The sequence below is a fragment of the Emticicia aquatilis genome (genome assembly GCF_014644295.1).
In the GTDB taxonomy this organism is placed as follows: domain Bacteria; phylum Bacteroidota; class Bacteroidia; order Cytophagales; family Spirosomataceae; genus Emticicia; species Emticicia aquatilis.
The window spans coordinates 340614-354459 of record NZ_BMKK01000001.1 but is presented as its reverse complement, the minus strand read 5'-3'; the positions used below and the strand labels follow the sequence as shown (position 1 = coordinate 354459).

16 protein-coding genes are annotated in these 13846 nt (G+C 37.2%); 7 read left to right on the top strand and 9 right to left on the bottom strand.

Going from position 1 to position 13846, the window contains the following annotated elements; genetic code table 11:
* Positions 1-37 precede the first annotated feature (37 nt).
* Positions 38-652: an HD domain-containing protein gene (locus IEX65_RS01530; protein ID WP_188763942.1), complete on the bottom strand. Its 615-nt coding sequence runs from the start codon at positions 650-652 to the stop codon at positions 38-40.
* A gap of 140 nt (positions 653-792) precedes the next feature.
* On the opposite strand from IEX65_RS01530, the gene IEX65_RS01525 reads away from it, so the two are divergent.
* Positions 793-1833 carry a Vgb family protein gene (locus IEX65_RS01525; protein ID WP_188763940.1) on the top strand — a complete coding sequence of 347 codons (1041 nt, stop codon included), beginning with the start codon at positions 793-795 and terminating at the stop codon, positions 1831-1833.
* A 42-nt stretch (positions 1834-1875) separates the two neighbouring features.
* Here the strand turns inward: IEX65_RS01525 and IEX65_RS01520 are convergent, their stop codons facing one another.
* The 4 genes from IEX65_RS01520 to IEX65_RS01505 all read right to left on the bottom strand — a co-directional run bounded on the left by IEX65_RS01520 (position 1876) and on the right by IEX65_RS01505 (position 5805).
* Positions 1876-2280 (bottom strand): OmpA family protein, encoded by a 405-nt coding sequence (locus IEX65_RS01520; protein WP_188763938.1) that lies wholly within the window; start codon positions 2278-2280, stop codon positions 1876-1878.
* A gap of 49 nt (positions 2281-2329) precedes the next feature.
* Positions 2330-3694, bottom strand: a complete 1365-nt coding sequence (locus IEX65_RS01515; RefSeq protein WP_188763936.1) for a CotH kinase family protein — start codon at positions 3692-3694, stop codon at positions 2330-2332.
* Between the two features lie 109 nt (positions 3695-3803).
* Entirely contained in the window at positions 3804-4385 is a 582-nt protein-coding gene (locus IEX65_RS01510) for a DUF1287 domain-containing protein (RefSeq protein ID WP_188763934.1), read from the bottom strand.
* Positions 4386-4455: 70 nt separating this feature from the next.
* Positions 4456-5805, bottom strand: coding sequence for a monooxygenase (locus IEX65_RS01505; protein WP_188763931.1), 1350 nt, complete (start codon positions 5803-5805; stop codon positions 4456-4458).
* 219 nt (positions 5806-6024) lie between these two features.
* Here IEX65_RS01505 and IEX65_RS01500 point away from each other — a divergent pair, with 219 nt between their 5' ends.
* Together IEX65_RS01500 and IEX65_RS01495 are read left to right on the top strand one after the other, a co-directional pair.
* Entirely contained in the window at positions 6025-7113 is a 1089-nt protein-coding gene (locus IEX65_RS01500; protein ID WP_188763929.1) for a DUF2975 domain-containing protein, read from the top strand.
* Between the two features lie 3 nt (positions 7114-7116).
* Complete coding sequence (locus IEX65_RS01495; RefSeq protein ID WP_188763927.1) at positions 7117-7344, top strand: helix-turn-helix domain-containing protein; 228 nt, start codon at positions 7117-7119, stop codon at positions 7342-7344.
* Positions 7345-7355: 11 nt separating this feature from the next.
* Here the strand turns inward: IEX65_RS01495 and IEX65_RS01490 are convergent, their stop codons facing one another.
* From IEX65_RS01490 to IEX65_RS01480, 3 genes are read right to left on the bottom strand one after another with little or no spacing between them, the layout of a single operon-like run.
* Positions 7356-8222, bottom strand: coding sequence for a DMT family transporter (locus tag IEX65_RS01490; RefSeq protein ID WP_188763925.1), 867 nt, complete (start codon positions 8220-8222; stop codon positions 7356-7358).
* A 3-nt stretch (positions 8223-8225) separates the two neighbouring features.
* Entirely contained in the window at positions 8226-9014 is a 789-nt protein-coding gene (locus tag IEX65_RS01485; RefSeq protein WP_188763922.1) for a TatD family hydrolase, read from the bottom strand.
* Positions 9014-9319, bottom strand: a complete 306-nt coding sequence (locus IEX65_RS01480; RefSeq protein WP_188763920.1) for a c-type cytochrome — start codon at positions 9317-9319, stop codon at positions 9014-9016. The genes IEX65_RS01485 and IEX65_RS01480 overlap by 1 nt, the downstream gene beginning before the upstream one ends.
* 153 nt (positions 9320-9472) lie before the next feature.
* Between IEX65_RS01480 and IEX65_RS01475 the strand changes: the two genes are divergently transcribed.
* The 4 genes from IEX65_RS01475 (at position 9473) to IEX65_RS01460 (ending at position 12844) form a co-directional block, all read left to right on the top strand.
* The gene (locus tag IEX65_RS01475; RefSeq protein WP_188763918.1) at positions 9473-10231 is read left to right on the top strand and encodes a glycosyltransferase family 2 protein; all 759 of its coding nucleotides are present in this window, start codon (positions 9473-9475) and stop codon (positions 10229-10231) included.
* Between the two features lie 70 nt (positions 10232-10301).
* Positions 10302-10805, top strand: coding sequence for a metallophosphoesterase family protein (locus IEX65_RS01470; protein WP_188763916.1), 504 nt, complete (start codon positions 10302-10304; stop codon positions 10803-10805).
* An 18-nt stretch (positions 10806-10823) separates the two neighbouring features.
* Complete coding sequence (locus IEX65_RS01465; RefSeq protein WP_188763914.1) at positions 10824-12320, top strand: hypothetical protein; 1497 nt, start codon at positions 10824-10826, stop codon at positions 12318-12320.
* Positions 12321-12337: 17 nt separating this feature from the next.
* A complete protein-coding gene (locus IEX65_RS01460) occupies positions 12338-12844 on the top strand; it encodes a mechanosensitive ion channel domain-containing protein (protein WP_188763912.1) in 507 nt (168 codons plus the stop codon).
* Positions 12845-12851: 7 nt separating this feature from the next.
* On the opposite strand, the gene IEX65_RS01455 is transcribed toward IEX65_RS01460, so the two are convergent.
* A complete protein-coding gene (locus tag IEX65_RS01455) occupies positions 12852-13718 on the bottom strand; it encodes an FAD:protein FMN transferase (protein ID WP_188763910.1) in 867 nt (288 codons plus the stop codon).
* Positions 13719-13846 lie beyond the last annotated feature (128 nt).

Genomic DNA, 13846 nt, shown 5'->3' with positions numbered 1-13846 from the left:
CTTTGATAAATCTATGTGCGTATTTATTCCTAAAAATTTAAAGCAATCCCAATTCTCGTGCTAAGTTTTCTTTGGCTTTTTGCTCAAATTCTTGATAGAAATAGTCTGTTTTGTAGATGCTATCCATTGCAAGAAAGTGTTTTAAAACCTTTTTTCGGCCAGTATTGTAGATGATATTTGGGTAAATGGCATATTCTTTTCTTACATTTTTGTAGTAATTGATATACGTTTCCCAGTCTTGTCCCAGTACTGATAAATCGGCATCGGTGAAGTAATTTGTATCAGAATTGGCGTTTGGAAGATGTTTTTTTGTAGCTAAAATCTGAGCTTTGCATTGCTCAATTTGAGATTTTTCGATTCCGATTGTTTGCATTCTTACAATCGCCAGTTCGGCACTTTTTTCTTCGTTATCACTTTTCGTTGCATTATAAATTACATCATGATAAAATAGCGTAAAAAGTAGCGTATCCCAATCTTTGATTTTGGTTTTGATGGGTGTAAGCATCTGAAATAAATTTTCAAGATGCTCTAAAGTATGATAATACCTTTTGCGATTTGTATAGTTTTCCTCTATTTCCGACCAAAATTTACTGACCAAACTTTCATCATTGGTATATTTTTTCAATAAATCGAAGAAGATATTTTTTAGCATGACTGTATGATTGAATGGTGAAATTATTTACCCCGTATAAATACCTATTTTTGAATTCAAGCATTTGTACGTATGAATATTCTGAGAAAGAAATGCTAATTTGTGTCTTGTAAATTTAATCAGAAAAGTATCTAAAAACCATGAATACTATCACAGAATATAAATTAAATTGGCCTTCTGCAAGTAAGATGTCCACGCACGAGCTTGTCTGCGATGCTTCGGGTATTTATGTTACGGGACAAAATATGAATTGTTTGGCAAAAGTAACTTACGATGGCCACATAACTTTTCATCAGTTTCAGGGAAATCCCGGCCCGCATGGCTTATTGATTGATGCCAAAGGCCGACTTTGGGTGTCGTTTGAATTTGAGGGTAGAGTGGTGTGTTTGGATAAAGATTTCAATATCGTGCAGTCGGTTGATGTACGAATGTACACGCAAGGAGCAAAAACTCCGATAAACCCTGCACCGCACGGAATTGGACTTGACGCCGACGGCGAAACGATTTGGTTTACAGGAAAACGAACAAGCACGCTGGGCAAGATTAACCCTAACGGAACAGTCGAGCATTTTGAGTTACCTCAATTGGCTGCTATGCCGATTTTTCTTTCGGCTGGACCTTATAATGTACCTGATAAAAAGATGTGGGGAACGCAATTGTTGGGTAATAAAATTTACAACGCTACCAAAGATGGTGTTGTGACAGAATTCCCAATTCCAACTGCCAATAGCCGCCCGATTGCTATCATACCAGACCCATCTGAGCCTTTTATGTGGTTTACGGAAGAGGCAGGGAATAAAATCGGACGAATTGATATGGATGGTAATATCACTGAATTTAGTGTGCCGATGGTTCAGAAAAATGTTATTTTAGGTTCACTTTCGTTCGATAATGAAGGAAATATTTGGGTACAATGCTACGTAAAACACGATGCACCGATGAGCATGGACCATCATGATATGGCTACAATGCAACAGTCAGTAGCTGAAAATGATTATGTGGTGAAGTTTGATAAGTCTATCCGCCAATCGCCGAACGGAGATATTGCTGGTGTGCCGATTTTTTGGTACAAAACACCCTCACAACGAACCATGATGCACCGCATACGCATGGGAATGGACGGAAATTTGTGGTTTACTGAAATGGATACCGATACACTGGGTAAGATAACTTTGGGGTAATTGGAAAATCCCCATTTGTTTCAATAGCAAATGGGGATTTTTTCAGAAAACAATCGGCTTGAACTGAATATCAACCCTTCGGTTTCGTTCCCGACCTTCCCATGTATTGTTGTCATAGGCAGGGGCATCGAAAGCAAAATCTTTAAATTTAATCTTCTCTTGCGGAATATCCATTGCTTTGAGCAGGTCAATCACCGAGGCACTTCGCATTCGGCTGAGGTATTCGTTAAATTCACGTCCGCCAATATTATCGGTGTGGCTCATGATATTGATTTCGTAGTATTCGAGGTGCTTAATGTTCTTCACAAAATCATATAAATCTTGGGCTTGTTGTTTACTGATGTAGGCACTACCGCCACCAAAATAAATACTTCGTACCATTTCTTTTACTTCCTGACTAAAGGCAGTATTCAAAGAAAAAAGGAGTAAAGTCAAAAGCGTTTTCATGTGATTGTAGTTTTGAACAAGTGCTTCATCAAATTTATGAAAAAAAATACTACAATCGTTCAATATTTTCATCAATCCAATGAGCGTGTTCTTTCAACCAAGATTTCATTCTATTAATTTCTTTTTCGTGCGAACCCTTTGTTGAATTTGGCGTGATTCTTTCATTCAGAATATCCCATCGCTCGAAGTTTCGTGCCACCATTCCTTTTTCGGTAATTTCCTTATTAAAACCATCAATCGTTTTATCGAGTTGATTATCAGATAATTGTTTTGCTCGCAAAGCTTTCCATCTTGTAATTAGTTTGTTTTTGAAAGCTTCATCTGAGATTAAACGTTTCCACCAAAAAGGCACCAGCCAAGCATCGCCTGAGCAATATTGATTGTACTGAAATACCCAAGCGTGGCGATTCATTCCATCACAAAAACCATTGTCAGAGCCAAAGGCAATGTCAAAGTCCCAGATTGGGCCCATTTGTAGTTTTTGGCCCCGGTCTTTTTGTAGATAGGTGCTGAGCCGATAGCCATCGTGGTTTTGCATGAGTTCGGTCAAGATGAAAAAATCAATGAAACTATCAACATCAATGTAATTTTGATAGCCTTTTTCGGGGTCTTTGAAATTTTCGGAAGCTAAGGCATTTTCAAAGGTCGAAATGTAGTTTTGAATGTATTTCCGTTGAATAGGATTAATATTTTTTACCTTCGGATATTCATACAAAAAGTGTGTTTTGCTTCGTTTGCTGAGTTTCCCTTTGGCATCATATTGAGAAACGAACGAGTTTTCTTCATTATAATCTGAATCATTGCGGTCGTTTCCTACAGTTTTGTCAATTTTCAGAATATATCCACCCGTGATTTTTTCGGCAGTAGTATCGTTTTTGCTCAATTTAGCAATTTTGATTCTATCGTTGTCTTGTTTGAGTTTTTCCATCAAGACATAAAAACCCAAATATTCGCCATTGATTTCTAACTCCACAAATTTTGTGCGGGCGGCATAGCGACCAATGTCGTTGGAGAGTTGATACGCAACGGTATTTCGGAGCAAGGTTTTATCGCCATAAGGACCGTGCAACACCCAAGCCGAGTTTTTGGGTAAACCTAAAAGCGAGGCCGCCGATGATTCATCTTTGGCATTGCGAAGTTCAAAACCATAAGATTTTTTGTCATAAAACATCTGCGAAGTCGCACCACGAAGCTCAATTCCGATAGGCGACTTAAAAACTGTACTATCTTTTAGTACGATTTTCATGGCAGCTTTTCGCTTTGGGTCATCAACGATTTCTTTCTCAGATTGAATGATGATGTAGGGAACGTTTTTGTTCTTGGGTGTTTGCAGAACGTAGTCTTTCTGATGCGAACTATTACAGTTCAGCAACCCCCATACCACGAAGAGGGGGAAAGTTACAAGTAATTTCATTTTTATAGCTTTTTCAATTTGTGCTGTAATTTATAGATTTCATCAGAAATCCACAAAAAAAGCGTAGCAAGTTTTAAGTTGCTACGCTTAATAATTAGCACAGGGTTTACTACCTCTGTTTTTGATAGGCATAATGTCCGATAATTTTATAATTAAACAAGCAATCTTCAATTACTTGTCCCGCACCTATATTATGTACAATCAAATTTCGCTGGCCATCGACCGATTTTTTATTGATAACAATGCCTATATGCGTGAGATTTCCTTCTAAATTCCAACAAATAATATCGCCAGCTTGATAATCTTTTGGGTTGGAAGAAATCGACTTCACCGTTCCGAATCTTGAAAAGAAAGTCATGAGATTCGGAACTCTGCGGTGGTCGATGTTTTTATCGGTTTGTTTTAGTCTCCATTTCTGAGGATATTTCTTGAAATTGGCTCGCATATCTTCGTGAACCTCTTTTTGCAAATCAATTCCGAGTTTTCGGTAAGCTCTTACAACTACATCGGTGCAAACGCCTTTATCGCTCGGCACATCGCCGTTGGGGTATTTTATCACAAAATAGGTGGGGTCATATACTACCTTTTGCTTCGTAAGTTCAACGGCCGCTTCAGAAAGTTTTGTCGAAAAATTGAGTTGTGAATAAGCTGTTTGCGAGAAGCATAAAAATAGTAATAGTTTTATTTTCATGTGCGATTCTGTATTTAAGGAAGGCTTCCCTTCGAGGGGACGCCCAGTTGGAAGCCTTCCTTTTTGCTGATTATTCCTCGTAGTAATAGCCAAAAATTATCCCCATTTCGTCTTCGGTGGTAAGTCCGAATTTTACGGTTTTATCAGAAGTATTGTTGTAAGTAATTCTTGAAGTCAATCCCTCGCCTTTTTTGAGCGAAATGTAAGGCGAATAATTGATTTTTTCGGGGTGTTCCCAGTTGGTAGAGGTATAAACTACCTCACCATTTCTTACACCACCCTTGATTAAAATCTCAAATTTTTCACCAAATTTGTGTGTATGTGAAAAGAGCATCACGATTTTTACATTTTTATCGAAAGTAAAATCCTTTGTCAATACTGTTCTTGCTTTTGGTGGAATCGACAAGTTTTGATTGCCAAAATCAATCACTTTTAGAACATTCTTAACATTTTCCTTTTTGGTTGTAAAAAGGTTGATATTTACCTCGCCTGATAGTGCTTTTGTGCCTTTATTGTAATAGTGCGAGTTCATATCGAAAGTGGCATTGGCAGGGACTTCAACGGCTGTGCCTTCTGGAAAAGTATAATCAGAGTTGGCTTCACTTCCTCCGAAATTAAAAACGTGATTGCCCATTTGAGCAAATGTGACAATATTATATGAGCCGTCGGAATTGCGTAAATCACGTACTTGGTTGAGTGGGGCGAGATTTACATTATTTCTGAAACCGTATAAAATAAAGTGGTGGCTTCCTGGACGCATACTTATTTGTACTCGATTGACATAGACAGTTTCGGTGTTACCCAAAGGTTTCCTGACAAAAAACTCACGCTCAAAATCGGGGGCAACCTCAAACTTATCTAAAGTCATCTGGTAGCCAGTGCCTGCTGCTGGAACAGGCAAACTCGTAAATGTTGCGGTGCTTGGAGTAGTATCATCGAGCAAAGAGGCATCGGCAACACTACCAGTTTCGGGAGCTCCAGCTTCTATCCAACGTCTAACAAATTCAATTTGCCCAACCGATAATAAATCTCCACCGAGAGGCATGATTGCTCCATAGCTTTTACCATTATGGTGGTTTGTGTCATAAAAAAGCTTGTGATACAATAAACTTTCGAGCGATTTGAATGCCTTTACTCGTTTTAAACCATCTTGTTTTGCCCCGATATTTGTTGGGTCGATACCAAAAAGATTTTTATAGGCTTGTCCTTTGGCCAGAACTAATTTGTGTTGAGCATAAGTACCGTCAGTCTCGGAGGCATGGCAACCAGTAATGGCACAGCTTTTTGTCAGAATCTTTGCTTGTATTAAATCAAAACTGGCAGAGTTGGCTGAAATTTGCTCTTTCTGAGTGCAAGAATTCATCAGCGTCGCAGTCAGAACCACGGCAGCAGATAGCGTTGATAAAAGTGTATATTTCATAGAAATTGGTCAGTAGAATCTTATGCTTAAACGAAGTTAGCCACAAAATGTTACTTTTTGACCAAAAACTTGATGAAAGGTTTAATTTTAATGGATAATTTTAAAAACTTCTATAAAGACTTTTATATTGATTTGTAATGATAATTTGTTGTAAAACAATAAAAAATACTTGACTTATAATAAATAGTTTGATAGATTTACAAAAAATCCTATCGATATATGAAATCTACTCCTAAAATCTTTGGACGAATTGCACTTGTTTTACGAATCATTCTTTGGATTCAAGTTCTGCTATTTATAATTTATCCAATTGCTATTATATCTTCTCTGGGTGGTTTTAAACATTTATTTGGAGAGAATAGACTTCAACTTGATACTGCGGGTTATTATAAGCACGCTGTGGCTTTAGCAAATAGACATAAAGGTTCGGAATTTTCCAGCATGAGTAGTCAGATTTATTCTCCCAAATTAAAGAAGGTAGCAGATTCTCTAATTGCCAGAAACAAACAACTTAAATTTTATCAAAATGGTAAATTAATCTATACGAAGAGTATTGATAGTTTGAATAAAGCAAACCCGAATTGGGTTTTTGAAATGCAATTGAAATTAGAGATGGATAGGTTGAACTCCAACATAAAATACACAGATTCACTCCTAAAAATAGGGCATTTGACCTCTGCTTATTTTGACAGTACAGGTTCAATGAGTTCTCATGGTGCTACAAGAATGTCTCTCCCAATAAAAGGAGGTATTAATTTTTTTAGTGATGAGAAAATAAATTACGGTGATGAAGCAATGCAATTATCAAGAGATTTTAGCAATTCAAACTTACCACCAGAAGTTGTTTTATCGCAGAATGTTATTTTAACAAAAATTGCTGATAAACCAAAAATTGAAATAATTGCAACGGGAAAAGGTACTTTTGAAGATAAGTTAATTTATTTCATGTCATTATTCTCTTTTTTTTATTTATTATTTGTAATTTTTAGTGTAACTTTTTTGCTACATCGATTCTTTGTTAGACTTTCAAAGGGGGAGATTTTTTCTGACCGTCAAGGTAGAGTATTTACTTGGATTGGGTTTATTTTTTTGCTCAATTTACTACTTTGGTTTTTATATACATTCCATCAAAAATATTTGATTACCAAGTATTTAGCAGTGAAAAATGCGGCACCGTATGATAATATCACATTTGAAGAATGTATTGTGCCTATAATCTACCTAATCGTTGGCTTATTTTGTATAGCATTGGCACAAGTTTTTAAATACGGCATGAAAATCGAGAAAGACAACGAACGAACTATCTGAGAAATGGCAATAATTGTGAATATTGATGTGATGATGGCTAAGAGAAAAATGTCGTTGTCAGAGTTAGCAGAAAAAGTTGGTATAACGTTATCCAATATGTCAATTTTAAAAACTGGAAAAGCAAGAGCCATTCGCTTAGAAACCCTCGATGCTATTTGCCGAGCATTAGATTGCCAACCAGGAGATATAATTGAATTTGATGCCTCCAAACCTTATGAAGAGCCAGATTAATGCTTTTAGATTCATTTACTAAGTTTCTCTCGCTGACCAACATACAGCCCCACAATCACTAACGCAGTACCAAGAAAAGTGTGGTAAGTAATGGGCTCATCGAGAAGAAAATAAGAGTAGGCGAAACCAAAAATTGGACATAAAAATAAGAAAAAAGAAGCTTTTATAGCATCGACTTTTAATAAATATAACCAAAGATTTACGGCTATAACTGAGACTGGAACAATGAGCCAAAACTCTGATAAATAGAATATTAGGTCATAATTATTAGGTTTTTTGTGCATCAAAAATGTAAGTGGCAACATCAGCAATCCACCCAAGAAAACTTGCCAACCGTTGATGGCCGTGCGTGAAAGTTTCCAATCAATATTTGAGTAGTAAATAGTGCCGATAGAGTAGGAGAGCATACACAAAAACATATACAGCAAACCCAATGGTGTGGCATAACTATTTTGAATGAGCGGATAACAAGCCAGTCCTACGCCAATCATGCCCAAAATAACTGCCATCCACTCCGAAGATTTTACTTTTCTACCCAACCAAACGGCGGATAAAATACTGATAAACAGTGGGTTCGTAGCTGTTGAAAGGCTACCGATTCCAGCCGCTACTTCGCTCACACCCAGTACAAAAAAACTTAGGTAGAGTGTTACGTTCAATAAACCAAAAATCGTTAGTTCTTTCCATTCTTTGCCTTGCGGAAGTCTATCTTTGTGAATGAAATAAGAATAGGCAAGCATACCTATTCCAGCCACCAGAAAACGAACTTGAAAAAGCACCAAAGGCTCAACCGAACGCAAGCCAATTTTGGCTGCTGCCGATGCTGACGCCCATAAGGCCGCAAAAAGAATTCCGAGGAGTATAGTTTTTAGATTCAAAACTTATAATTTTAGACCGACCAAAGATAAGGCATTTTGGGTAGTTTGTTGTACAACTTCCTCGAAATCTATTGCTTTGATTTCGGCAATTCGGCGAGCTACCAACTCTATATAAACTACTTCGTTTCGTTTGCCACGATACGGAACTGGAGCAAGATAAGGCGAGTCGGTTTCGAGAACGATGTGTTTCAAATCAATATGCGGTAGAATCGTGTCCATTCCGCCATTTTTGAAGGTAGCCACGCCACCAATTCCCAACAAAAAGTTGATTTCGATTATTTTCTGAGCTTCCTCCAAGTTTCCCGAAAAACAATGAAATATACCTCTTAAATCGGCCCAGCCAAATTGCTTGATTAGCTCGATACAACGCAAGATAGCATTATGCTCGTTGTTTTTTGAGTTGCGAGAATGAATACAAATCGGCAAATTATATTTCTTGGCCAGAGCCAGTTGACGTAAAAAAACTTCCTCTTGCTGAGCCACAAAAGTCAAATCCCAGTAGAAATCAAGGCCAATTTCGCCAATCATGATAAACTTTCGGCGTTCGAGCCACTGCTCAACTACGGCCAATTCTTCTTCAAAATTCTCTTTCACATAACACGGATGCACACCCATCATGGCATGACATACATCGAGGTATTGTTGTTCGAGAGCCAACATGCCATCAATCGTTTCGTGGTCGCAGTTTGGCATCCAGATTTGTTTTACTCCTGCCGCAAATGCACGTTCGAGCATGGCATTGCGGTCTTCATCAAATTGCTCATCGTAAATGTGAGCGTGGGTTTCTATCATTATTCTTTGGTTTTTTGCTTCAAAACAGCCAAATATTCAATCACTTGGTTGATTTGTTCGGTACTTAATTTTTCCTTCCAACTGGGCATTTTACCTTTTCCGTTGGTAATGATTTCATAGTTTTCGGTGGTAGTCAATACGCTTTTTTGAAGGTTTTTTGCTCCTAAAAGGCGTTTTGTGCCATCTTTTCCGTGACATTTTGCACAGTTTTTCTCGAAAATCTCTTTTCCAGTAGATTCTTGATTCTTCTTGTTAAAACTTATGGCTGACAAGCCAATGGCAATCGAAATGATGATTGTTTTCATGTTAAATTTTTAGTTTTTATTTGAACACAAATCATTTACGTTGGTTTTGTCAATGAAGATTCAAGAATGACGAAAACTTATGGTTTCAAATTATTCAACAAAATTACGATTGAAAAATCAAAAACCTTAACTTTGGCAAAAAACCATTGATGAATGAAAGTTTCGGTAGTAATTATTACGCTTAATAATGTTCGTACGATTAGACAAGTTTTGGAGTCGATAAAAGGTTGGGCCGATGAGATTGTAGTAGTAGATAGTGGCAGTACCGACGAAACCCTAAGTATTGCCAACGAGTTTGGTTGTAAGACTCAATACCGAAAATTTGATGGTTTTGGTACACAAAAACGTTTTGCCGTTGACCAAGCCCAAAACGACTGGATTTTTATCGTAGATTCTGACGAAGTTGTGAGCGAAAAATTAAAAAAAGAAATTGATGTTTCTTTACAAAATCCTGAATATCAAGGATATATGGTGCCTAATACGCTTGTTTTTCTGGGCGGAATAATGCGATACGGGCGTGAGTACAAAATGCCTCATTTACGACTTTTTAATAAAAAATACGGAAATTATAACGACCGAGAAGTTCACGAAGATGTGGTTTTGAATGGAAAAATTGCGACCCTAAAAAATCATGTGTTGCATTATAGCTATGTCGATTTGGCGGAGGTTTTTCAGAAAATGAATAATTACTCGTCTCGTGGAGCAAACGAATTGTATAAAAAGGGCAAAAAAGCATCTTTACTCAAAGTCGTTACGAAGTTTCCTGTTGCATTTTTTACCGAATATATTATCAGGCTTAATTTTTTGAATGGTTATCGTGGTTTTGTTTGGGCTTTCACACAGAGCGTTTATGCTACGATGAAATATTTGAAGTTGAGGGAGATAAAAGAGAATGCTTCAATGATAGAGTGAGTGAATGATAGAATATTTTTAATTCATTTATTCTATCATCCATTCATTCTATCACTCAAAATTAAATTACATGACCAAAATTGGATTAATATCAGATACGCACGGATTTCTTGACGAATCGGTTTTTACGCATTTTAAAGAATGTGACGAGATTTGGCATGCTGGCGATATTGGCTCGCTCGAAATCATCGAAAAACTGGAAGCTTTCAAACCAACCCGCTTTGTGTTTGGCAATATTGATGAAAAAGAAATTCAGTGGAAAGTACCTGAAAATCAGAATTTTACGATTGAAGGACTTGAAGTTTGGATGACCCACATTGGCGGAAGTCCGCCCAATTATAATCCAGCTGTGAAGAAACAATTTAAAATTAAAACACCCGATATTTTTGTTTGTGGGCATTCGCATATATTGAAAGCCATGCGTGACCCCAAACAAAACAACATGATTTTTCTAAATCCAGGAGCGGCAGGAAAACAAGGTTGGCATAAAATGAAAACTTTGCTTAGATTTACGTTGGACACAGGAAAAATGTCTAACTTGGAGGTCGTGGAACTTGGCTTGCGAGGAAAATAACCCTTTGCCCTCAACAATATGAAAAACTATCAGAAACACATAGTTAGCATCTTATTTTTTCTGCTTGCGTTTTCTGCATCTGCACAACTCACGCAAGGAAAACGAATTGAGTTTGACCGTCGAAATGATATTGACGAAGAAAACCTTTTGATACCGCTCAAAGAAAGTGGCGTTTTGCTGATGCAGTCAAAAGTTGAGCCTTACCACCGAAAATCAACCTTTGATTTTTATAAATACGATAGCACACTGACACAAATCTGGAAAACTACCTTCCTTCCTGACCCCGAATTTGATTTAGTGAAAACCTTCCGAAACCAGCAGTTTATGTACGTTTTGTTTAAGAAAACCGACAAAATTGATATTGGTGTTCTGCGGATTGATGTGGAAACTGGTGATAAATCTTATGCTGAAGGTAATTTGCTTACCAACATGGATATTGAGCATTTTGTGGTTTTGCAGAGTAAGGCTTTTATCGGTGGAAAATACAATGACCGCCCTGTGGTTGTGATGTTTAGTTTTTTTGATTATACTTCAAAAGTTTTACCCGAAGTTCATAGTAATAACCTCGCTATCAATGAATTAGATGTTGACGAACACGGTAATTTTTTGTATTTAATGCTAAAAAATGACCGTAATTGTCAGTTTATCGTCAAGAAATATTCTTATGAAGGTAAGTTAATTAAGAGTTTTTCGTTGGGGAATCGAGATACGACGCCAATATCAGGCGAAGTGCTGAATATTGATAAAGAACACCCGATTCTGATGGGAAACTATGCCGATGGTTGTTCGCTTCTTGCTCTTGGTTTTTATATGCAACAGCTGAATGATGATTCCAAAATTCAGTATATCAATTTTGCAGATTTAGATAATTTTTTCAGCTTCTTGAACTCTAAAAGAGAAGAAAAAATCAAGCAGAGAATCAAGCAAAAGAAACAAAAAGGAAAAGACGTGAAGCTAAGATACCGATTGTATCTGCATGATATTATTCCGAGCAACGATGGTTGGATAATGCTGGCCGAAGTTTTTTATCCAGAATATAAAACATCACCAAGTTCGACAGGCTGGAATAACTGGCGAAATTATCGCATCGGGAACGACGTCTATAATAACTTTAGATATTCACACGCTATTGTTTGTGGTTTTGATAAGACAGGTAAGCTGATTTGGGATAATAGTGTTTCGCTGAAAGACATCGAAAGCAGCGAGTTAAACGCTAAAGTTCAAATGACTCAGCAGGATGATTACCATATTTTGGCATATCCTGATGAAAAACTTATTCGTACGGCTGTAATTCGGGGTAATCAAAAAGTAAAAAACTTAGAGAATTTCGACCTAAAAGCCAGTTCAGAATCTGATAGAATTGTTGATGCCGAACGTACAAATTTAGCTGCATGGTATGGCCGTAGTTTTTTGGCATATGGCTATCAAAGCGTAAAACGAAATAATGAAATGATGAATACTGATGTATTTTATATTTCTAAATTGACATATACCCTAAAAAAAGACAATGAGTAAAACTGAAAATTTATAGTATGCTCAGAGAAATCATCAACGATACCGAACGCTTTTCAATAATGATTTTGTGCTTGATATTGGCATTTATTGTCAATTTACTCGCTCAGAATCTTGTTTTTAAAAATATCCTTCGTAAGCTTTCTGAAAAATCGGATATTACTCGCATTAGGTTTTTTCAACATATTACCGCAACCTCAATTTGGTTGATTGGTATTGGGCTGGCTTTATCATTTATCCCTGCTTTCCAAACATTGAGCCATACAATTTTAGCAGGGGCCGGCATGATTTCTATTATTGTGAGTTTATCGTCTCAGCAAGCTTTGAGCAATATTATAAGTGGCGTTTTATTAATTGTCTATAAGCCATTTAAGATTGGCGAAACAATTAAAGTAGGAGATATTACGGGTAAAGTCGATGACATAGATTTACGCCAAACAACACTGATTGACAGCGATGGAAATATTGTTATAATACCCAATGCAAACATGAGCAATCAGACCATTACCAAGATTGTTAAGCAGTAGCTTTGAGTTATTTTATAGCCTTCGCTTTTAGTTTTTTTGCCAATTTTCGGCCACTATCTGTTGGCATTAAATATAAGGCTGTTGAAAGCCAGTCTGAAATTGTACCGTCTTTGGCAATGATACTAACTTGGTGAGGCTCGGCATAGCCAATGCCAGTTTTCGGGTCGAGGATATGAGCGTATTTTTTGCCTTCGATTTCTACAAATTGATAGGCATCGCCAGAAGTCGAAATTCCGCAGTTTTTCAAGAAATATTTTTCTTTATTGATAATAATTTCCCAGCCTGTGGGCGAATCAGTGGGTGAATTTGATACAACAATATTGCCCCCTGCTTCAATCAAGGCCGATTTTATGCCATTTTCTTTCAAAACCTTCATCATTTCATCTTCGGCAAAACCTTTTCCGATTCCGCCAAAATCGAGCCTCATTCCCTTTGTGTTGAGCATAACAGACTGATTTTTCTCGTTGAAAACTATTTTGTCAATGCCAATTTTAGCTTTTGCTTCGCTGATTTGTGTGGGCGTTGGTAATTGTTTTTGGCGTTTCATACGTCGCCAAAGTTGAGTGAGTGGACCAATCGTTACATCAAAGTTTCCTTCGGATAGTTGAGCTGCTTTGGCAGATGCTTGCAGTATGTTCCATAAATCTGCACTTACTTTTACGTATTGACCGCTACCTGATGTGCGACAGAGTGTATTCACTTCGCTATCTTCCCGATAATCGCTCAAGACCATATTCAATTCATCGAGCCTAACATAGGCTTTTTTTGTTATATCTCGTGCCAAAGCAGAATCGGAGGCATAAACTACCACTCTAAACATCGTTCCCATTTGTGGGTGTGTAAATTCAAAGCGTTTCTGTGCAGAAAGCTGCAAAGACAAAAAGAGGAATAGCCCTAAAAAGCTATTCCTCTTACTTATTGTATTTCTCGAAAAGAAAATCTGCATTGTAAAAACATCAAATCAAGATGAAGACTAAGTCTAACTGTGGACTTGTCGACTAT